21 protein-coding genes and 1 riboswitch are annotated in these 20,379 nt (G+C 65.7%); all 21 genes read right to left on the reverse strand.

The window, feature by feature from the left end:
* Window positions 1-13 precede the first annotated feature (13 nt).
* The 21 genes from PQV96_RS20725 to mnmG all read right to left on the reverse strand — a co-directional run bounded on the left by PQV96_RS20725 (window position 14) and on the right by mnmG (window position 20,205).
* Window positions 14-682 carry an energy-coupling factor ABC transporter permease gene (locus tag PQV96_RS20725; protein ID WP_273624106.1) on the reverse strand — a complete coding sequence of 223 codons (669 nt, stop codon included), beginning with the start codon at window positions 680-682 and terminating at the stop codon, window positions 14-16.
* Between the two features lie 13 nt (window positions 683-695).
* Window positions 696-1,166 (reverse strand): cobalamin biosynthesis protein, encoded by a 471-nt coding sequence (locus PQV96_RS20730; RefSeq protein WP_273624107.1) that lies wholly within the window; start codon window positions 1,164-1,166, stop codon window positions 696-698.
* A gap of 3 nt (window positions 1,167-1,169) precedes the next feature.
* Window positions 1,170-1,979, reverse strand: a complete 810-nt coding sequence (locus PQV96_RS20735; RefSeq protein ID WP_273624108.1) for a cobalamin biosynthesis central domain-containing protein — start codon at window positions 1,977-1,979, stop codon at window positions 1,170-1,172.
* Entirely contained in the window at window positions 1,976-2,818 is an 843-nt protein-coding gene (gene cobI, locus PQV96_RS20740; RefSeq protein WP_273624109.1) for a precorrin-2 C(20)-methyltransferase, read from the reverse strand. Before cobI ends, PQV96_RS20735 begins: the two co-directional genes overlap by 4 nt.
* An 8-nt stretch (window positions 2,819-2,826) precedes the next feature.
* Window positions 2,827-4,167, reverse strand: a complete 1,341-nt coding sequence (gene cbiE, locus PQV96_RS20745; RefSeq protein ID WP_273624110.1) for a precorrin-6y C5,15-methyltransferase (decarboxylating) subunit CbiE — start codon at window positions 4,165-4,167, stop codon at window positions 2,827-2,829.
* Window positions 4,164-5,312 (reverse strand): cobalt-precorrin-5B (C(1))-methyltransferase, encoded by a 1,149-nt coding sequence (locus PQV96_RS20750; RefSeq protein WP_207373673.1) that lies wholly within the window; start codon window positions 5,310-5,312, stop codon window positions 4,164-4,166. The genes cbiE and PQV96_RS20750 overlap by 4 nt, the downstream gene beginning before the upstream one ends.
* Window positions 5,313-5,325: 13 nt before the next feature.
* Entirely contained in the window at window positions 5,326-6,063 is a 738-nt protein-coding gene (locus tag PQV96_RS20755; protein ID WP_207373672.1) for a precorrin-8X methylmutase, read from the reverse strand.
* Window positions 6,060-7,070: a sirohydrochlorin chelatase gene (locus PQV96_RS20760; RefSeq protein ID WP_207373671.1), complete on the reverse strand. Its 1,011-nt coding sequence runs from the start codon at window positions 7,068-7,070 to the stop codon at window positions 6,060-6,062. The genes PQV96_RS20755 and PQV96_RS20760 overlap by 4 nt, the downstream gene beginning before the upstream one ends.
* On the reverse strand, window positions 7,070-7,876 hold the full coding sequence (cobM, locus tag PQV96_RS20765) for a precorrin-4 C(11)-methyltransferase (RefSeq protein WP_066694683.1): 807 nt from the start codon (window positions 7,874-7,876) through the stop codon (window positions 7,070-7,072). The genes PQV96_RS20760 and cobM overlap by 1 nt, the downstream gene beginning before the upstream one ends.
* Window positions 7,877-8,032: 156 nt before the next feature.
* A riboswitch (cobalamin riboswitch) is annotated at window positions 8,033-8,269 on the reverse strand.
* A gap of 15 nt (window positions 8,270-8,284) precedes the next feature.
* On the reverse strand, window positions 8,285-9,268 hold the full coding sequence (locus PQV96_RS20770; protein ID WP_273624111.1) for an alpha/beta hydrolase: 984 nt from the start codon (window positions 9,266-9,268) through the stop codon (window positions 8,285-8,287).
* 51 nt (window positions 9,269-9,319) lie between these two features.
* Window positions 9,320-10,285, reverse strand: coding sequence for a hypothetical protein (locus PQV96_RS20775; protein ID WP_273624112.1), 966 nt, complete (start codon window positions 10,283-10,285; stop codon window positions 9,320-9,322).
* Between the two features lie 11 nt (window positions 10,286-10,296).
* On the reverse strand, window positions 10,297-10,911 hold the full coding sequence (lpoB, locus tag PQV96_RS20780; protein ID WP_044397274.1) for a penicillin-binding protein activator LpoB: 615 nt from the start codon (window positions 10,909-10,911) through the stop codon (window positions 10,297-10,299).
* Window positions 10,912-11,105: 194 nt separating this feature from the next.
* Window positions 11,106-11,501, reverse strand: coding sequence for a YcfL family putative periplasmic lipoprotein (locus PQV96_RS20785; protein WP_066786019.1), 396 nt, complete (start codon window positions 11,499-11,501; stop codon window positions 11,106-11,108).
* A 43-nt stretch (window positions 11,502-11,544) separates the two neighbouring features.
* The gene (locus tag PQV96_RS20790; RefSeq protein WP_273624114.1) at window positions 11,545-13,068 is read right to left on the reverse strand and encodes a COG3014 family protein; all 1,524 of its coding nucleotides are present in this window, start codon (window positions 13,066-13,068) and stop codon (window positions 11,545-11,547) included.
* A gap of 336 nt (window positions 13,069-13,404) precedes the next feature.
* Window positions 13,405-14,151, reverse strand: coding sequence for a class I SAM-dependent methyltransferase (locus tag PQV96_RS20795; protein ID WP_273624115.1), 747 nt, complete (start codon window positions 14,149-14,151; stop codon window positions 13,405-13,407).
* Window positions 14,152-14,456: 305 nt separating this feature from the next.
* Complete coding sequence (locus PQV96_RS20800) at window positions 14,457-15,374, reverse strand: ParB/RepB/Spo0J family partition protein (protein WP_066693070.1); 918 nt, start codon at window positions 15,372-15,374, stop codon at window positions 14,457-14,459.
* Window positions 15,375-15,409: 35 nt separating this feature from the next.
* Complete coding sequence (locus PQV96_RS20805; protein WP_273624116.1) at window positions 15,410-15,958, reverse strand: RBBP9/YdeN family alpha/beta hydrolase; 549 nt, start codon at window positions 15,956-15,958, stop codon at window positions 15,410-15,412.
* A gap of 25 nt (window positions 15,959-15,983) precedes the next feature.
* Window positions 15,984-16,784 carry a ParA family protein gene (locus tag PQV96_RS20810; protein WP_273624117.1) on the reverse strand — a complete coding sequence of 267 codons (801 nt, stop codon included), beginning with the start codon at window positions 16,782-16,784 and terminating at the stop codon, window positions 15,984-15,986.
* A gap of 15 nt (window positions 16,785-16,799) precedes the next feature.
* Entirely contained in the window at window positions 16,800-17,414 is a 615-nt protein-coding gene (locus PQV96_RS20815) for a LysE family transporter (RefSeq protein WP_044397197.1), read from the reverse strand.
* Between the two features lie 134 nt (window positions 17,415-17,548).
* Window positions 17,549-18,232: a 16S rRNA (guanine(527)-N(7))-methyltransferase RsmG gene (gene rsmG, locus PQV96_RS20820; RefSeq protein ID WP_273624118.1), complete on the reverse strand. Its 684-nt coding sequence runs from the start codon at window positions 18,230-18,232 to the stop codon at window positions 17,549-17,551.
* Window positions 18,229-20,205 carry a tRNA uridine-5-carboxymethylaminomethyl(34) synthesis enzyme MnmG gene (gene mnmG, locus PQV96_RS20825; RefSeq protein ID WP_273624119.1) on the reverse strand — a complete coding sequence of 659 codons (1,977 nt, stop codon included), beginning with the start codon at window positions 20,203-20,205 and terminating at the stop codon, window positions 18,229-18,231. The genes rsmG and mnmG overlap by 4 nt, the downstream gene beginning before the upstream one ends.
* Window positions 20,206-20,379 lie beyond the last annotated feature (174 nt).

The following is a 20,379-nucleotide window of genomic DNA, read 5'->3' on the forward strand; positions in this document are numbered from 1 at the left end:
GCCCTTGTGCAGATCAAGCAGACGCCACTGCAGGCGCTGCGCGGCGCAGCAGGCCTTCGTCAATGCAGGCGGCGAGCAGGCGTTGACCCACGCGGCTGCCACGCAGACGGCCCGCCAGGGCCACCAGGCCGATGGTCAGCAGTGGCTCCACAGCGACCAGGCTGGTGTACGAGGCCGCAAACAGAGCCCAGTCAGCCACCGGGGCGGCATCGTTGCTGATGGACAGCCAGAAGCCCACCATCAGGGTCACGCCTGCGTAGTACACGGCGTCGAGCTTGAGCACATTGGCCACGCTGATGCCTTGCATCTTCTTGCCCAGGGTGTGGTGCACGGTGACCAGCGGCACGGCCAGGCTCAGGAAGTTGACGGCCAGGTGGGCCATGTCCTGCGGCTCAAACACCAGGGCTTGCGCCAGCAGGCCCAGGCCAAAGCCAAACAGCGTGGGGATGAAGCCGAACAGCAGGTACACCGGCATGGCGCCCACCAGGTGCAGCTCCGACGGGCCCACGGGCAGGTACCATGCCTGCATCAGCACGCTGAAGAAGAACGCTGCCAGCGCCGTGCGCAGCCAGGCGGTGGGGCTTTTGAGCAGGCCCAGGGCATGGGTGCCCAAAAGGGCCTTGGCCGCGACGCCTGCGTAGGCCAGCTTTTCGGGGGAGATGATGCCGATTTCGATGTGCATGGGAGGTTTCCTTTCAAGAAACGGACAGGGGTGAAAAAGGGGTGGAGGGCGCAGCGGCCATGCGGGCGATGGACACGGTGGCGTTCTTGCCATCGGGCCCGCGGAATTTGTGCTTTTCCACCACCAGGGCGCTCAGATCGGCCTGTGCAGCCAGCAGGGCAGCGGCCTCGCTCACCGAGGGGGTGCCCATGTAGCGCTGCACAGTAGCCGAGGGGTTGGGCACAGGCACCGCCGCCAGTTGTGCGGCGCTGTACCACCGCAAGGGCCAGCCGTGCTGCTGGGCCAGTTGCAAAAAAGCGGCTTCGTCGGCCTTGGCTTCGATGCTCGCCAGCACCGCCACATCGGCCAGCGTGCCGCCAGCCAGCGCCAGTGCCTGCTGCAGGCATTGCTGCACCGTGGCCAGGGGCGTGCCCCGGTCACAGCCCAGGCCGATGGCCAGGGCTGGTGCCACTGGCGCGGATGATTGGCTTGCTACCGCAGACATGGCTCAGGCCGTGGTGGCGTCTGCAGTCTGCCCCACGGGCGGGCGGTACACCACCAGGCGCTCGGCCCAGTCGGCCCACAGGGTGTCGGGCACATCAGCATGGGTGACCCACAGCACGGCCTTGTGGTGATCGGGCCGCACCTGCGCAAACGCGGTGAGGCATTCCACATTGGCGGGCAGCGGCGTGGGCCGGGTCCACCAGCGGGTGCTGCCCGCCTCTTGCACCAGGGCAATGGGCTCGCCGTTGACCACATGGGCCGACACGCGGGTGATGTTGATCTTGGGGGCCTGCACCTGCCAGCCCAGGTGGCGGCCCAGAATGTCCACGGGAATGGTCTTGCCCACATCGGATGCGGTGGTGAGCACGGGCGTCGCGCCCAGCAAGTCGGCAATGCGCTCGCTCATGGCGTTGGCGCCGCCCACATGGCCGGAGAGCACCGGGATGACGAACTGGCCCGCATCGTCCACCACCGTCACGCCGGGGTCTTCGTCCTTGGACTTCAGCACCGGTGCAATCAGGCGTACCACAGCACCGAGCGAGACGAAAAACACCAACTGGTCGTAGCCCGCAAACAGCGGGGCCATCTCGTCACGCAGGGCACCTTCGTAGGCGCGCACGGGGTTGGGCAGGCCGTCAAACGCCTGCGCAAACTTGGCGGCGGTGCAGATGTGGGCCTCGGGCAAGTCACGCGCCAGCTGGGCAGCCTGCGCCGCGCCGTGGCGGGTGATGGCGACGATGCAGACGCGGGCCTCCTGCTCAGGGTTCACGGGGGCAGAGAGCACCACGGTGGGTGATACAGAGGATGCAGTCATTCAACGGTTTCCTGTTCGGCAGAGAGGCCGCTGCCATCCACAGCAGGCAACGGCGCAGGCGATGTCTTTTTAAGGCAGCCCTTGATGCGCTCACCCCGTATACGGTGCGGGTTCTTCACGATCATGAGCGAGAGGTAACTGACCTTGGTGCCGCGCAGCGCGGGCAGGTCCAAGCCGTTCACGCTGCGCTCGTCGGGCGCACCCACGCGCTCGATGAACTGGGTGTGGGGCAGCAGCTCGCGCAGGGTCAGCCAGTTGATCAGGTCGTCCATCAGCGGCTTGACCTTCATGAGCACCAGGGTGTCGAAGTCGGTGAGCAAACGGTCTACCGCACTCACACCGTAGGCAGCGGGCACGATGGCAATGGTGTCGTCCTGCTCCGCCAGGGGCATACCGCGGGCGGCACAAGCGGCAGTAAAGGCGTTGACGCCTGCAATCACCGGCACGTCAATGCGCGCATCCAGCGCCTGCACGGTGCGGGCCAGGTGGCCAAAGGTGGCATAGGTACTGGCGTCGCCCTCCACCAGAAACAGCACGTCCTGCCCCGCCAGCAGCCAGGGCAGCACCGTTTCGGCGGCGCGCATCCAGGCACGGGCGAGCTTGTCGCCGTCGTGCGTCATGGGGAAGAGCAGCGTCTGGTGCTGCGCGGGCGGTGTGAGCCCGGCGCGGTGCACGATGTCAAACGCGTAGCTGGGCGTTTTGGTGCTGCGCGCGGGGTAGGTCCACACGGCGTCGGTGCGCTGCAGCTGCGCCCACGCTGCGCGGGTGATGAGGCCAGGGTCGCCGGGGCCGAGGGAGACGCCGATGAGGCGGCCCAGTGCAGAGGTATTCTGAAGCATGGTCTCGCTCATGCGCCCTCCCCTTGCGCGGTTTGCACGGCTGACGCGGCTGGCGTCGCACTGCCCTCGCCGCGCTGCGCACACACGATCCACACCGGGTTTTCTGCCGCCATGCGGTGCATGTGCAGGATGGGCTTGCTGCGGGCGGCCTGTAGTTGCAGCACATCCCACACCGCGCCTTGGGCTTGCAGCGCTTGGGTGGCGCTGGCCAGGTTTTCGAGCGTGACAAAGTTCATCACCAGCCAGCCGCCCGTGCGCAGGCGGCGCAGGCACAGGGCGATCAGCTCTTGCAGCTCGCCGCCTGAGCCGCCGATGAAAACAGCGTCTGGATCCGGCCACGCATCCAGCCCCTCAGGGGCCTTGCCGTGCACCAGCGTGTGGTTGCTCACGCCAAAAGCGCGGGCGTTCTGGCCTGCAATGGCGAAGTCAGCCTCGTTTTTCTCGATGGCCCACACATGGCCTTGCGGGCACAGGCGCGCGGCTTCAAGCCCCACCGAGCCGCTGCCCGCGCCAATGTCCCACACGCGGCTGTCGGCACGCAGTTGCATGCGGGCCAGCGACACGGCACGCACCTCTTGCTTGGTAATGAGGCCTTTGTCGGGCTGGCGCTGGTGGTAGGCGCTGTCGGCCAGGCCCATGCGCACGGGCTGGGGGCGCACCTGGCTGCGCACCAGCACCACCACGTTGGGGTCGGCAAAGGTCTGCTGCGCGGCGTCGTGCGGTGACAGCTCAGCCACCACACGCTCGTCGGGCGTGCACAGGCGCTCGGCCACGGCCATCTGGAAGTCGTCGCCCAGGCCTTCGGCCACCATCAGGCGGGCAATGCGGTCCGGCGTGTTGTCGGGGCTGGTGAGCACCAGCAGGCGGTCGTGCTGGCGCAGGCTTTGCGCCAGGGCATACAGGCCGTGGCCGGGCTCGGCCCCCACATGCCATTCGCCCGCATCCTTGCTGTGCACGGACACAATGCGCGCATCCTGCCAGGCCAGGCCCAGGCGGGCACAGGCGAGCTGCACGGTCGATAGATTGGGCAGCACCTCCACCGCCTCAATGCACAGGCGCGATGCCAGGTAGCTGGCAATGCCGTGGCACAGCGGGTCGCCCGTGGCCAACACCACGCTGGTTTGGCCCGCTTCCCGCGCGGCGGCAATCCAGCCGGGCACGGCGCTGAGCTGGCCCGTCAAATCACGGCGCTGGGCGTGGGGGGCGATGTCGTCGTCCAGCAGGGCCAGCGTGCGGCTGCCGCCCACCACCACATCGGCACGGCGCAGCAGGGCCAGTGCGGTAGGGCTCAGGCTGGCAGCGCCATCGTCCAGCACGCCGATCACTCGGCAAGGTTGAGGGTCGGTCATGTCGGTGGGAAAAGAGTTGAATCGGCTTCGGCCATCTTCTGGCCGTCAAAGTCGCACACCAGCACCTGCAGGCGGAACTTGCCGCCGTAGCGGTCCGGGGCCATCAGGGTGCGCACCACGGCCTGGGCCAGGGCTTCATGGAAGGCCGTGGCCAGGCCCAGGGCCTGCATGCGCTCGGCGGCAAAGCGGGCGGTTTCGGCGGAGGCAATCTCGGCGCACACCTCGGGCGGCGCGCCAATGCGGGCGGCCAGTTGGGCGAGTAGTTCGGTGTCCACCTCAGCACGGTTGGCGTGGGTGATGGTTTCGCCCTGGGCGATTTTGGTCAGCTTGCCCACCATGCCGCCAATGACGACTTCAGTGAGGCCCTGGGCCACGGCTTCGTCGAGCGCGTAGCGCAAGAAGTCGCCCATCTGCACAAAGCAGGCGGGGGGCAGACCAGCGCGCTCTTTCATCGCAAACTGTTCGGTGCGCCCGCCGGTGGTGAGCACCACCACACCGTGGCCCAACGTGGCCGCCACCTGCACGCCCTGCACCACGCTGGCGCGGTAGGCCGAGGTGGAATACGGCTTGACGATGCCGGTGGTGCCGAGGATGGAGATGCCGCCCAGAATGCCCAGACGGGCGTTGAGCGTCTTGCGCGCCATCTCCACGCCCTGGGGCACGGAGATGGTCACTTCGAGCCCCGCATGGGTCAGCAGCGGTGCCCCTGCACCGCGCACGTTGTCTTCAATGTTGCGGCGGGGCACGGGGTTGATGGCGGGGCCACCCACCTCCAGACCCAACCCGGCCATGGTGACGGTGCCCACACCAAAGCCGCCACACAGGCGCACCACACCGGCCTCGCCGGGCAGCACACGCACATCGGCAGTGAGGTGGGCCTTGTCGGTGCAATCAGGGTCATCGCCTGCGTCCTTGATGACCATGGCATGGGCGGTGGCAGGGGCTGTGGCATCGGGGGTGCTCACATCGCAGCGCCCGTCGTTCACTGCAAAGCGCACCGTATCGCCGTTGGGCAACAGGCAATCCACCACCTCAGGCACCGCGCCGTGCACCAGGCCCAACACGGCCGCACGCGCAGCGGCCGCAGAGCAGGCCCCGGTGGTGAAGCCGGTGCGGGTGCCACGGCGAACGGTTTTTTCCATCATGGCCGCAGTGCCTTCACGCGTGCAGGCCCGTTTGCGCCAACGGTGCAGTCTGTGCGGCCTGCGTGGTCGCCTGCGCCACCAGCGCCTTCTGGCGCGACTCCGCCAGGGCCAGCAAGGCGTGCAACGCAGCCACCACCAGCGTGGATCCGCCCTTGCGGCCGCGGATCACGATCCAGGGCACTTCGTTCTGCGCGGCAATCAGGTCCTTGGATTCAGCGGCAGACACAAAACCCACTGGCATGCCCACGACCAGTGCCGGGCGCACGCCCTCCTCTGCAATCAGGCGGGCCAGCTCGATGAGCGCCGTGGGTGCGTTGCCAATGCCGACGATAGCCCCTTGCAGCAAGCCCAGGCGGTGGGCTTTGCGCATGGCCTGTACGGCACGGGTGGTGTCTTGCTGCTGGGCCTGCAGCACCACGTCCGCATCTGAGATGAACTGGTGGGTGTGCATGCCAAAGTGCGCCAGGCGCGGAATGGACAGGCCTGAGCAGATCATTTCCACATCGGCCACCACCGGGGTGCCGCCGCGCAGCATGGCGGTGATGCCAGCGTGCACGGCCTGCGGGTGAAAGTCCGTGAGACCATTGAAATCGAAGTCCGCATTCGCGTGGATCATGCGGCGCACGATGGGCCACTGCTCTGCGGTGTAGCTGTGCGCCTGGACCTCTGCGTCAATGATGGCAAAGCTATCGTGCTCGATGGCCTGGCCCGCACGCGTGAGCTGTTCGGTGACGGTGTTGATGGTGCTCATGCAGGCTGCCCCTCTGCGTGGACGGGTTGATGGGCAGCATGGGCAGCATGGGCATGTTCGTGATCATGCGCAGGCCCATGGCCGTGCACATGCACCACCGCCTCTGTGGCCGGTGCGTGGGCATGCGTGTGTTCGTGGCTGTGCCCATGGCCCAGGTCGTGGGCAATCTCGCGGTACTTGCAGCCATCGCAGGGCAGCTTGGCGTCGGGCACGCCCGCGCGCAGGTCGGCCACGCGCTGCTCCAGCAGGGCAAAGATTTCTTTTTCAAACCCGAAGTACGAGGCCTCTGCAAACCGCACCTGCGGGTACTGCTGGCGCAGGTGATCCACCTGGCGGGCAATGCGCTGCATGAGCGTGCCGGTGAACAGGTAGTACGGCAACACCACCACCTGCTTCATGCCCAACATCACCTGCCGCTGCACGGCGCGCTCCAGGCGCGGCCAGGTGATGCCGGTGAAGGCCAGGTCCACCAGTTCGTGGTCCGTCTCCTCCATCAGCCAGCGGGCCATCTTGGCAACATCGCCATTGGCCTGGCGGTCAGACGAGCCACGCCCCAGCAACACCACACCGGTGGTGGTGGGGTCGGGCATGTCCAGCTCGCTCATGCACTTGCGCAGGTTGCGGCGCAGCACATCCAGGATGGGGTCGCATGCGGTGAGGTGTGGGCCGTACAAAAACTCAGTGCCGGGGCAGTGCTCGCGGGCGTGTTCGATGGCTTCGGGAATCTCCATCTTCACGTGGCCTGCCGCATTCAGGATGAGCGGTAGCACCAGCACGCGGCGCGCGTTACGCCCGGCTTGCTGCAGGCCATCATGCAGGCTAGGGGCGGCAAATTCGATGAAGCACACCTCAATATTCCAGCCGGGCTGGCGCGTACGCCACTGGGCCACAAAGCGGTGGATTTCGTCGTTGCCCTCGGGCTCGCGCGAGCCGTGGCCGATGAGCAGGATGGTGTCTTCGTGGCGTGCGCCGTGGTGTGTACCGAGGGGCGTGGCTGGGGTTTGCATCAGGAAGTCTCCGTGGGCGTGGCAGGCACACTGGCCTTGCGAAAGCGGTGGGTGAAGCTGGCGTCGTACAGCTTGGACTTGGCAAGCGTGGGCCAGTGGCGCGCACCCAGGTTGGGGCTGGCAATCACCATGGCCTGGCTGACCACCTTGGCGTCGCGGCAGCGCTGGCGGATGTCGGCCAAGGTGCCGCGGATGATGAGTTCCTCACCCGGCCAGCTGGCCTTGTGCACCACCAGCATGGGGGCGTCATCGGCCCAGCCCGCGGCGCGCAGTTGCTCCTGCACCTTGTGCAGCAGGGTGATGGACAGGAAGATGCACAGCGTGCAGTGGTGGCGCGCCAGCTCGGCCAGCGACTCACCTTCGGGCATGGGCGTGCGGCCTTCCACGCGAGTGAAGATCACGCTCTGCGTGACTTCGGGCAGCGTGAAACTCTCCACCGCCGCAGCGGCCGAGGCCATGGCAGAGGACACGCCAGGCACCACCCGCACGGGCACCCCGGCGGCATCGAGCGGCTGCACCACTTCAATCAGCGCGCCATACAAGGCAGGGTCTCCCGTCTGCAGGCGGATGACTACCGCGTGCTGCTGCGCCTGGGCAATGAGCCACGCGGCCATCTGCTCCAGCGTCATGTCCTTGCTGTCGGCAATGGTGCAGCCGGGCGGTGCCCAGCGGGTCACGGCCTCGTTGACCAGCGAACCGGCAAACAGGATGGCTCCCGCCCGCTCAATCAGGGAGCGGCCCTTGACGGTGATGAGCTCCGGATCGCCCGGGCCCGCGCCCACAAACCAGACGGTACCGACCGTCATGGCCGGCGCCAGCCCCAGCTGCCCATGGATGCACCATGACCCGCCAAATGCTGCGCCGCTGGCTCCATCGCCAGCACAAGGAAATTCAACATGAAAACGACCCGGACTGACCCAGACCCCTGCCTCCCCGCAGGTTCTGTGAAATGGGTGGGCACGTGGCTCACCCGCTTGTCGGCCGGTCTCCGGGCTGGCGAGATGTTCCTGCGAATCCTTCCCAGGCTGTCAGAACCCAGTGGACATGCGAAGCAGGCTGAAGGCATGCAGCCTTCTCTCGCTTACCGTTGCGGGGGCAGCTCAGGTTAAGGGCGACTCGTGGTGGGCCGCGCTCTCCTGATTCCCGTTTAACTGTGCCGTTGCAATAACGGCACGAGCACCAACGGGGCGAGTATAGGGCCTGTGAGAATCGGGTCAACGAAAGGTCACGCTGGCGCACAGCCCGCGCTGGGGTGTTCGTCCCCATCCCTCCACAGCGGCCCACACCTGCTGCAAGCCATCCACTTCACCCGCCTGCAGGCCGTGGTTGGCACCGGCCAGGCGCAGCGCGCAGTAGGGTGCGCTGCGGTGTTGGGCACGCTGGGCAAATTGTTGGTAGGCGGCGGGGGGCACCATTTCATCAGCATCACCCCAGGCGTGCAGCACGGGCCATGGGCCCTGCAGCAAGGGTTGTTGCACGGGCCATTGCCACAGGTCGCGCCAGTAGCGCAGGCTGCGCCCCTGCACCACCTGCGTGTCCGCACCAGGCCCGGCCTGGGCACGGCCCAGCGCAGCCCAGTCTGCTGCATGCCCGAGGCGCTCGGCCTGCATCTGGCCGGCATCGCGCGGGTCCAGCCCACTGCCGGCCATCATCACCAGGCCCGCCAGCCCAGCGCCTGCGCTGGCTGCCAGGGAAGGCAGCAATTCCACCCCTTCCGAAATACCCACCAGCAACCACGGCACGTCGGCATGGCTGTGACCTTGCACAGCAGTGACCTGCTGCAGCGCGGCGCGCGCGTGGTTGGCCCATGCAGAAAGGTGATCGGCCTGCACAAAGCGCGCGGGGCAATCGGCCGCTGGCGTGGTATCTGCAGGGTGTACGCCCGGCTTGTGCAGCACAGTCACCTGCGCGTGCAACAGGCCCCGAAAGTAGCGATCAGCGAAGGGCCCCATACCGGCGCAGCCCGAGCCAGGAACGACCACCACGCGGTAGCGCAGGGGTGGCACCAGCGGGCCCCGCTGCAGGGCCCACAGCGCCTCACCGTGTGCCCCTGGCAAGCGCTGCGCAGAGAAGCGTTCAGCGCCACTGGCTGGCGCACCAGGCCCCGGAACCGAGCAGGCTTGCAGGCTGAGCGCAGCCAGAAAAAAGGCCAGCACAAGGCTGGCCTGGGCAACGCCGGGGCGGTGGGGCTGGGTCACCTCAGTAGCGCAGGTCATGCCCACGTTGTGCAACCCGGCCTACCCCGCCCATCACTTGAGGATAAGCACCTGTTCAGGCTGCTGCGGCACTGGCACAGGCTGGGCCTGGCCACCACCAGCGGGGTACCCCATGGGCTGGGGTGGACGCACACCGCGCGAAAGGTGCGCGTCGGTGTAGCCGAGCTGGTTGGCCAGTTGCAGGTACACGTCTTGCGCGAGGCTTTGCGACGTCTCGCGGATGACCTTGGCTCGATTGGGCGGAGCAATGTCGCCACGGGTGGACAGGATCTTGGTGTCGTTGCCTTCACCCTGGGCGGAGAACGCCGCCTTGATCTCGTAGGTCTTGGTGTTGATCAGCGAGAAGTCGGCCAGCAGTTGGAGACCGTACTGGCGTGTGGCGTTGCTGGTGCCCTGGATGGGGTGCAGCGCATCGGTGAAATCGATGCTGGAGACCACGCCAAACAGCACGTAGTCGGCGCCGTTGAACTCGCCCTTCTTGATGCGGGCGATCACGTCGGTGACCTGGGGCTGCGCCTTGGGCGTGGCCATCTTGCCGCCCTGCACCTGGTTGAGCACCTGCTCAGCCTTGGAAGGCTGCGGCGTGCCCGCGTCAAAGCCCTTGCCCTGCACCAGGCGGAAGTAGGTGCCTTGCAGCAAGGCTCCCTTGATGTCGTTGGTGTAGCCACCCAGCTCGCGCTGTTCGATGTAGCTGTAGGTGCCGGCCACGTAGGTGCCGCTGGCCTGCTCGGAGGCCTGCACCGACTGGCTGCCCGAATACGAGCCACCACCGCCGTACATGCCATGGCTGTGGCTGCCGCCCTGGCTGCTGCGGGCGCTCATCTGGGCGCTGCGCTGGTAGGCACCGGCCACGAAATATTCCGACACGCGCTGTGCGTAGGCCAGATCGGTCACGGCAATTTTGGGGGCCGCGTTTTGCGCGAGGGCGCTGCTGCCCCAGGCCAGCGTGGTGGCGGCGACCACGGCCAGGGCCGTGTGCAAGGTGGTTCTGCGTTGCATGGTGTGCTCCGTCACTTCTTGCTCGTTTTGCGAATTTCTTTCTCGTCCTGCCATTCGATCGTGCCTTCCTGCACATCAAACATCTTCAGCGTGAACTTGTAGAACACGTCCTTGGTGGTGTTGTTTTGCTTGACGATGCTGGTCAGCTCGCCTTCTAGCTGGTACTTGGCCGCCGTCATCTGGCCGACTTTGGCGGTGGTGTTCTGCTTGTACAGGCCGCTCTGGTTCTGGCGCTGCAGCTCATCCACGCCTTGCTGCATTTCGTTGATGGAGCGGGTGAAACGCACCTTGCCCGACTTGACCAGCGCGGTCTGGATCGAGTTCATCACGTTGGTCGTGTCGATGTACTCACTGGTCTTGTTCTTGACGGTGGAGATGGTCACCGTGGGGCGGCCCTGGAAGATGCCGGTTTCGAGCAGGCTGCCGGTCATCTTCTCGGCAATCATCTGCAGGTCGGACGAACCGAATTCGTTGGTCACCAGCTCCACGCCCTTGGCGTCGCCATAGTTGACCTGGCGGTCAAAACGCACAGTAGGGGAAGACAGGTTCTGGCAGGCCGACAAGGCCAGGGTGCTGGCAGCAAAGGCCACGATGAGCGCGGTGCGCTGGAAGGTGTTCTTGGTCATGGTTTTGATATCTTTCATAAGACAGGGCGGTTCACACTACCGGAGGCTCTTGAAACTGGCGCTCCCCCGCCGCAGGCAGCCGCGCAAGGGCCTTTGCTGGCCGCGCCGCCCCGCCGCGCTGGCTGCGTCCCCCTCCCACGCGCAGCGTGAGAGAGGGGGAAGGCGCGCAGCGACTCAGGGGGAGCTTCATATCTTCAGCGCGGCTCGACGTTCATTTCCAGGCGCAGGTCCACGGCTGCGCCTGTGGGGGCCACGCTCTTGATGGTTTGCTGGCCCAGGCCCAGCACGGTGAGTTGCTTCCACGACTCGCCATCGCCCACCTGGTTGCCCACGTTGTCCAGCCACTTGAAGCGGTAGAACAGGGTGCGGTCACTGCGCACAGAGCTGGACAGGTCGGCCTGCACCGACAGGATGTCGTTCTTGCGCACCAGGCGCATTTCACGCACGGCGATGCCGTTGGCTTCACCGCGCAGGGCCACTTTCGCGGCCACGGCGGCAGGGGTTGCGGGGTCGTGCTGCTGGGCGCCGGCAGCGCCGGCCAAGCCCATGCAGGCAGCGCACAGGGCGCTCAGGAGGATGCGGTTGGTCATTGAAAAGATTCCTTCAGGCAAATCGTATGAGGGTCGGTGCCCATCAGTTCTTGGCAGCCGGTGTAGGCGCTGCTACGGGGGACTTGGCCACAGGCTTGGCGGGGCGGGTGTTGGCGCGTGGCGCGGGCTTGGCAACAGGAACCGCTGGAGCGGCAGCCTCTACCGGCGCGGCGCTGGCGGGAGCCAGCTTGCCCAGGCTCGCGACGGAACCCATCAGCACGGTGTTTTCGTACAGGCGCAGGGGCACCAGAGCGTACTGGCCGTCGATCTTGACGGGGTCAGGCAGCGCACGGCCGTTCACTGTGACGACGTGCTCACCCGGAGGCAGGTAGCCGCGGGCGATGTAGACACGGCCGGGCAACATGCGCCACATGCGGTCATCGGCCACCTCGGTCGCAGCCGAGGCCACAGCGCCAATCAGGCCACCCACCAGACCGCCACGCTTTTGCAACTCGTTCTGCATCACGCCTTTGGCGATGGCACGGGTCACGCCGCGCAGCACCATGCCGGGCATTTCGTCCTTCAGGGCACGGCGGGCCATCACGTTCACGTCCACCACTTTTTCCAGCTTGAGGTCGGTGCCTGCGGCCGACAGCGTGGTCAGCAGCGGGTCTTTCGAGGGCTCAATCACGGGGTAGGAAATGCTGGCAGTGACCATGCCACGGCCTGTGGGCACGGGGATGGTGAACGCCTTGGGCTTGCGGGCGGGCGCATCACCCGCTTCCACCACGAACAGCACGTCCGTCATGCGCTGGCGGCGCTTCCAGGTGAAGCTGGTGCGGTTGTCCAGGCCGCGCAAACCCTCTTCCAGCACGCCGGTTTCGGGCTTGAGCTCAATCGCCTTGCGGTAGCCGGGAGCGGCCAGGCCAGACTCGCCCAGCACTTCGTACATGAAGCCCGCCAGGTAGTGGCTCAGGGCGTTCTGGTAGCCGTTCTTCAGCGCCAGCACTTCGGGATCGTTCAAGGTTTCCACGGGGTAGCCGTTGAGCTCCTTGCCGCCTGCCGCGGCGCCCTTGGACTTGGCTTCTTCTTCAGCCGCCAGGGTTTCCTTGGAGCGGAACTCGGCAATGATGGCCTCGCGTTCGTGCGTGCGCTTGATGTCGACACGGGCGTTTTCAAAGTCGCCCACGGCCACGCGGTTCATGGCCAGGCGGGTGGTGAGCCACACCTTTTCGTAGTCCTGGCCTTCGTAGTTCTTGAGCCGCTCGCTGATCAGCGCAGCGCCCACCGTGCCCATCAGCTTGGAAGGGTTGGTCTTGGCGGTTTCTTCCCATTCCTTGACCTTGATGTCTGCCAGCAAGAAGGCGTTGGTGCTGTCTTCGTAGCGGCGATCCATGCGCAGCAGCTCGCCCCGCTCCAGGTTGTAGAGCAGCGCGGTCTTATCGTCCTCGGACTTGGCAGAGGCTTCCAGCTGGGCCAAGGCTGCAGGAATGCCGCCGGTGCGGCCTGCCGACTGCACATCGCTGGCCAGCTTGTCGTGGCTTTGCATGCTGGCGCAACCGGTCAAGGCCGCGCTCAAGGTCAATACCCACAGCAGACGGGGGCGAAAGTGCGCAAGAGATTTCATTTTTTTCCTACAAGAACGATGTACGGGATGTCAGAAAGCCCTGCAGCCCCCACCGCACGCTACCAGCCAAAGCTGACGCCAGCCCTGCTGCGCGCACCAAAGCCGGCAGACAAGGTACGGGTTGCGAGCGGTGAAAGGTGAATCGGTGCAACGGTGCGCCCCCTCCCGGTGCGCAAGCGTGTCAGGCAGTCCCCTCAAACTGTGAGTTTTCTGGAAGTTATGTTGGCAAATGTCGCCAAGTGGGAATGTATCAAACCGCTGTGACTTTTCTACAACCCTAGGGGCCCCTCCAAAGGGCTGCACAGTGAGTCTGGCAAAGCACCAATGCCATAGCGTTCACTTACTCTGGCCCCGCAAAGGCAGGCGATAAATCCACACCACACGGCCACCAGGAGCACGCAACTGGGCATGGGGCAACACGCCGGGCACGGCAAATTCCAGGCTCACCAGCCAGGTGCCGGGGGCCATCTCGGCCTGGGCCTTGGCGGCGGCGCGGGCCATGCTTTCGGGCCGCTGGAACAGGTACACCATCTGGTAGCCGCTCCAGTCGGTCTTCCACATATCAGCGCGGCGCACCCGGGCCCAGGGGCAGCGCAACGCGCAGGCCACGCGCAGCGGCCAGCTCCATTCGATGCCATCCAGCGCCACCTGCGGATAGGCGGAGCGCAGCGCCAGCAGGCCGTCACCCAGGCCGCAACCGGCATCCAGTACCCGGGCAGCAGGTGCCAGCGGAGCCTGGGCAGGCAGCGCCTTCAAAGCGTGGCGCGGCGTGGGGAACACGGGCGCATCGCGCCAAGCATTGAGCGGGTACACCAGCAGCAGCAAGGCCAGCGGAACCAGCCAGGCCCAGGCGGGCAACGCCACCCCGCCCACCAGGGCCAGCGAGAGCGGAAACCCGGCAGCGATGAGGCCGCGCCGCCACCAGCTCTCGCCCCACACGCTGGCAGCCGTTCCCAAAAGGCAAGGCAGCAGCAGGGCCCATAGTGGCGCTACCAGGGGCTGTAACACCATGAACAAGAGCCAGGCCGCAGCCCAGGCCAGCAAGGCCGGTAGCGGCCAGGGCAGGCGCAACGTCATGCCCATGCCCCCGCGGTGGCAGGCAGTACCCCGCCCCGGCACGCTGTGGGTGCAGGCAAGGCGGTGCAATGGATGAAGAGGTGGTGCATGGCCGGGGCTGGAAGAAGGCAGTACGACGCTTCTTGCGGCCGCCCTGCAGCGCAGCAGTGTAGGCGGCTTGGCTGCGCAGGCCGAGGGGTTCAGCCCCAGGCAACGGCCCGGCGCGTGGCAAAGTTCACAGTCTGGCCCGGCAGACTGTCAACGCGGGCGCGCAAGGCGGGCGCAAGCCCTGCGGCTGGCCCATCCACGCGAGGCCAAAAAACGAGGGCAGCTCAGCCCCGCAGGCGCTCGATCAGGCCGTTGAGTTCTTCCAGAGAACCAAACTGGATGGCCAGCTCGCCCATGTCCTCCATGCGCCCTGCCCGCTTCACGCGCTTTTTGACGCGCACTTCCACGGCGGCCATCAGCAGGTCTGACAGTTCTTCTTCCACGCGTTTCATGTCGCGCGACTTTTCCTTCTTGGGTTTTTGGGGCACCAGGTTGAATTCGGCACCGATCTTCTTGACCAGGCTTTCGGCTTCACGCACCGACAGCTTCTTGGCCGCGATCTGGTTGCCCGCGGTGATCTGCGCGGCGCGGTCCAGCGCCAGCAGTGCCCGGGCGTGGCCCATGTCGATGTCACCCGCCATGAGCATGGTCTGCACGGGTTCGGCCAGGTTGAGCAAACGCAGCAAATTGCTGGCCGCGCTGCGCGAGCGGCCCACGGCCTGCGCGGCCTGCTCGTGCGTGAGGCCAAACTCGCGAATCAGGCGCTGCAGGCCCTGCGCTTCTTCCAGCGGGTTCAGGTCTTCACGCTGGATGTTCTCGATCAGCGCCATGGCCGCAGCGGCCTCGTTGGGCACCTCGCGCACCAGCACAGGCACTTCCGCCAGTCCAGCCAGGCGAGAGGCGCGGAAGCGCCGCTCGCCCGCGATGATTTCGTACTTGCCCGCGTTCTCTCCGTCCACCAGACGGCGCACCAGAATCGGCTGCATGATGCCCTGGGCCTTGATGGATTCGGCCAGCTCATACAGCGCGCCTTCGTCCATGCGCGTGCGCGGCTGGTACACGCCGGGCACCAGTTCGGTCAGAGGCAGCGAGCTGGGCAAGCCTGCTTGAACGGCCTGGGCCTGCTCGACTTTTTCTTCGACCTTGGGGCCGAGCAATGCTTCGAGGCCACGGCCGAGGCCCTTGGGTTTTTTGGTAACCATGTCTACAAATTCCTGAAAAGTATGCGGACCATCGCTCAAGCGGCAGCCAGTTGCTGCAGCCAGCCATGGCCTTCGGCCCAATCGCCCAGGCCAGATTCCGCATTGATGTGCCCACGTTCGCCGTAATCCACAAAGCGGGCGCCCCAGGCCTGGGCCAGGGCTTCGGCGCGCGTCAGGCTGCAATACGGGTCATTGCGGCTGCCCACCAGCAGGGCGGGGAAAGGCAGCGGCTGGCGCGCGATGGGTGCCCAGCCGTGGATCTGTGCGGCCAGGTCAGGCCGCTCCACATCGCCCGGGGCCACCAGCAAGGCGCCGCGTACCTTGGCGGCGTGGCGCGTGTGGGCCGCCCACCAGGCGGTGAGGATGCAGCCCAGGCTGTGCGCCACCAGCAGCACCGGGCCGTCGGCGTCGGCCACGGTCTCTTCCAGCCGGGCCGACCAGTCGCCGCGCAGCGGGCGCATCCAGTCGTGCTGCTCCACGCGGTGGTAGCCGTGCAGCGCTTCCCAGCGGCTTTGCCAGTGGTCGGGGCCAGAGTTCTGCCAGCCGGGCAGCAGCAAGGTGTTGCGGGGGCTGATTACTATCATTTTTATAGCTGCTTGCGCTTGTAAATCAAGCCTTGGAGGCCTTTTTGACTGCAATGCCCATGCGTTTGACCCGGTCCACCATCTCTTTGGCGAAATCCACAAACGCGTGGCTGCCCTTGGCAGAGGGGTCGAACACCACACCGGGCAAGCCGTAGCTGGGGGCTTCGGCCAAGCGCACGTTGCGGGGAATCACGGTGTTGAACACCTTGTCGCCAAAGTGGTCCTTGAGCTGTTCGCTCACCTGCTGCTGCAGCGTGATGCGCGGGTCAAACATCACCCGCAGCAAGCCAATGACCTGCAGGTCGGCGTTGAGGTTGGCGTGCACCTGCTTGATGGTGTTGACCAGATCGGTCAGGCCTTCCAGCGCGAAGTATTCGCACTGCATGGGCACGATCACGCCATGCGCGCTGCACAGGCCGTTGAGGGTGAGCATGCTCAGGGACGGCGGGCAGTCGATGAGCACGAAGTCATAGTCCGCATCGGCCGCAGCCAGCGCAGCCTTCAGGCGTTTTTCACGCTGCTCCAGGGCCACCAGTTCCACCTCGGCGCCGGCCAGTTCGCGGTTGGCGCCCAGCACCCAGTAGCCGCACTTGTCCGACAGCACCGCTGCCTCTTTGACCGAGGCGGACTCCAGCAGCACGTCGTACACCGACAGCTCCAGCTGGCGCTTGTCCACACCCGAGCCCATGGTGGCGTTGCCCTGGGGGTCCAGGTCCACCATCAGCACGCGCTGGCCAATCTTGGCCAGGCCCGCAGCCAGGTTGACGGTGGTGGTGGTTTTGCCCACACCGCCCTTTTGGTTGGCGATACAAAAAATCTTAGCCATGTGAAGGTGCCCGAATTACTTGGAAATGGCCAGCTTGATGCCGAAACCGATGAGGAAGACGCCAGCCAGCTTTTCCAGCACGCGGGCAATGGAAGGATTGGCGCGCATGCGCTCGGCCAGCCGGTGGGTCAACAGCACCACGATCAGGCCATAGGCGAAGGTCAGCGCTGCGATGGTGGCAGCCATGACACCAAAGGTGAGCATGCCCTGGTGGCGCGCCGGATCGACAAACAAGGGGAAGAACGCCATGTAGAAAACAATGGCCTTGGGGTTGAGCAGCGTGATCAACCCTGCCTGCTTGAAATAGTGGCGCGGCTCGATGTGGAGCACGGGTTTGGCACCGGGCTTGGCGGTCAGCATCTTGAAGCCCAGCCAGGCCAGGTAACCGGCGCCCAGCCATTGCACGGCAGCAAATGCCGTGGGGTACGTGGCCAGCAAGGCCGCCACGCCAGCCACTGCCGCCCACATGAGCACCTGGTCGCCAGCAATAACGCCCAGCGTGGCCGCCAGCCCGCCGCGAATGCCGCCCTTGGAGGTGGAGGTGATAAGTGCCAGATTGCCGGGGCCTGGAATGGCCAGAAACAACACAATGGCGGCGACAAAGGCGCCGTAGTCAGCAATGCCAAACATGATTTTCCCCGGTGCGCTGGAGGGGCGCAGCAAAAAGGCGCGCCCCGAATGAGGTGACGAGTTTACGCGACCCCTGCGGCGGCAACGTGCAGCAAGGCAGTGGCCGCACCACCCAGCCCCGCAAAAGCGCGCATTCAGACGGGCTGCATCCAGACGATGCAGCGCTCCGCATCCAGCCCCGGCACAGCCAACTGTTCCACGTGAAACACCTTCACGTCTGCTGGCAGCGCAGCAATCTCGTCCGCAGGGTGCTTGCCCTTCATGGCCAGCCACACGCCGTGGGACGCAGCCAGTGCAGAGCGCGACCACACCACAAAGTCAGGCAGGGAAGCAAAGGCGCGGCAGCTCACCACGTCAAAGGCTTCGGTCAGCGTTTCCACCCGGGCGTGCAGGCCGTGCAAATTGCGCAGCTTCAGCGCCACCGCCGCTTGCTGGATGAAGGCGGCTTTTTTGCCCACGGTGTCCACACAGCTCACGTCCAGCTCGGGGCAGCAAATCGCAAACACCACACCGGGCAGGCCACCGCCGGAGCCCACATCCAGCAGGCGCACCCCCCTGCCCTGCACCGCACCACTTTGCGCCAACTGCGCCAGATGGCGACGCAAGGGCAGCACAGCGGCCAGGCTGTCGAGCAGGTGGTGGGTCAGCATTTCCTGCGGGTCGCGCACGGCCGTCAGGTTGTAGACCTTGTTCCACTTTTGCAGCAGGGCCAGAAACTCCATCAGTTGCGCAAGCTGCGGGGCGGACAGCTCCAGTCCCATCGCAGCCGCACCTTCCTGCAGGCGTGCTTGCAGGGCTTCGGTGGTGGATGCACTCATGCAGCCACCTCACCTTCGGCCTGGGCAGGATTCAAAGCAAAGTCTTTGAAGCCACCCTTCTTCAGATGCACCATGAGCAGCGAAATGGCAGCGGGAGTAATACCCGTGATGCGCGACGCCTGGCCCAGCGTTTCAGGGCGATGGCGGGTGAGCGCCTGGCGGGCTTCAATGCTCAGGGCCGTCACCTGCATGTAGTCCAGCTCGGCCGGAAGGCGCAGTTTTTCGTAATACGCAGCGCGCTCCACCTCGCCCTTCTGGCGGTCGATGTAGCCCGAGTACTTTGCAGCGATCTCCACCTGCTCGATCACTGGGGCGCTCAAATCACCCAGCGTTTCACGTGAAACATCGGCGCTGGCGTACTTGCCGCCATCCATGCTCACCAACGCTTCGTAGGTCACATCAGGGCGGCGCAGCAGATCGAACAGGTTGTATTCGTGCTCAATGCTCTTACCCAGCACACGCTCTGATTCCGAAGCGGGCAGGTTGCGCGGGTTCACCCAGGTGGCCTTGAGGCGTTCTGTTTCACGTGAAACAGCATCGCGCTTGCGGCTGAAGGCATCCCAGCGGGCATCGTCCACCAAGCCCATCTTGCGGCCCACTTCGGTCAAACGCATGTCGGCGTTGTCTTCGCGCAGCTGCAGGCGGAACTCTGCGCGGCTGGTGAACATGCGGTAAGGCTCGGTCACGCCCTTGGTGATGAGGTCATCCACCAGCACGCCCAGGTAGGCCTCATCCCGGCCGGGCAGCCAGGGGCCGTCGCCACGGCATTGGAGCGCGGCATTGATGCCCGCGAACAGCCCCTGGGCCGCCGCCTCTTCATAGCCGGTGGTGCCGTTGATCTGGCCCGCAAAGAACAGGCCCTGGATCTGGCGCGTTTCAAAGCTGCTCTTGAGCGAGCGCGGGTCGAAGTAGTCGTATTCGATGGCGTAGCCGGGGCGCAGGATGTGGGCGTTTTCCAGGCCCTTCATGCTGCGCACCAGGTCGTACTGGATGTCGAACGGCAAGCTGGTGCTGATGCCGTTGGGGTAGTACTCGTGCGTGGTCAGCCCTTCGGGCTCCAGGAAGATCTGGTGGCTGTCCTTGTCGGCAAAGCGGTTGATCTTGTCTTCCACACTGGGGCAGTAGCGCGGGCCCACGCCTTCGATTTTGCCGGTGAACATGGGGCTGCGGTCAAAGCCGCTGCGGATGATTTCGTGCGTTCGCTCGTTGGTGTGCGTAATCCAGCACGGCACCTGCTGGGGGTGCATGGCCGCATGGCCCATGAAACTGAACACGGGCACGGTGCCCTCGTTCACACCACCGGGCATGCCGTCACCGGGCTGCTCCTCGCACTGGCTGAAGTCAATCGTGCGGCCGTCAATGCGCGGTGGCGTGCCGGTCTTCAGGCGGCCCTGGGGCAGCTTCAATTCCTTCAGACGAGCGCTGAGCGACACCGCAGGCGGGTCACCTGCCCGGCCGGCAGAGTAATTGTTCAGGCCCACGTGGATCTTGCCATCGAGGAACGTCCCAGCCGTCAGCACCACGGTGCGCGAGCGAAAGCGGATGCCCACCTGCGTCACCGCGCCCACCACCCGGTCGCCCTCCACCATCAAGTCATCCACCGCCTGCTGGAATAGCCACAGGTTGGGCTGGTTCTCCAGCATGCGGCGGATGGCGGCTTTGTAGAGGATGCGGTCGGCCTGCGCGCGCGTGGCGCGCACGGCGGGTCCCTTGGAACTGTTGAGGGTGCGGAACTGGATGCCACCTTCGTCCGTGGCCAGCGCCATGGCACCGCCCAGCGCGTCCACCTCTTTCACCAGATGGCCCTTGCCAATGCCGCCAATGCTGGGGTTGCAGCTCATCTGCCCCAGGGTTTCGATGTTGTGGGTGAGCAGCAAGGTTTTGCAGCCCATGCGGGCAGCGGCCAAGGCGGCCTCGGTGCCAGCATGGCCACCGCCGACAACGATCACATCAAATTCCTGGGGGTACAACATGGGAGGGCTCCGGGGCCCTGCGGGGCCCAATCAACAAAACACCCGCGCGAGGTTCGCTCTGCAAGCCAGGCGGAAGGCCTCGGCAGTCCATCAGGCGCGATTGCGGGTAACCCCCGATTTTCCCACTTTGTGCGCTTTGTGTCTGTGGGGCCCTGTGTTTCACGTGAAACACCC

It is taken from the genome of Acidovorax temperans, assembly GCF_028596105.1.
In the GTDB taxonomy this organism is placed as follows: domain Bacteria; phylum Pseudomonadota; class Gammaproteobacteria; order Burkholderiales; family Burkholderiaceae_C; genus Acidovorax; species Acidovorax temperans.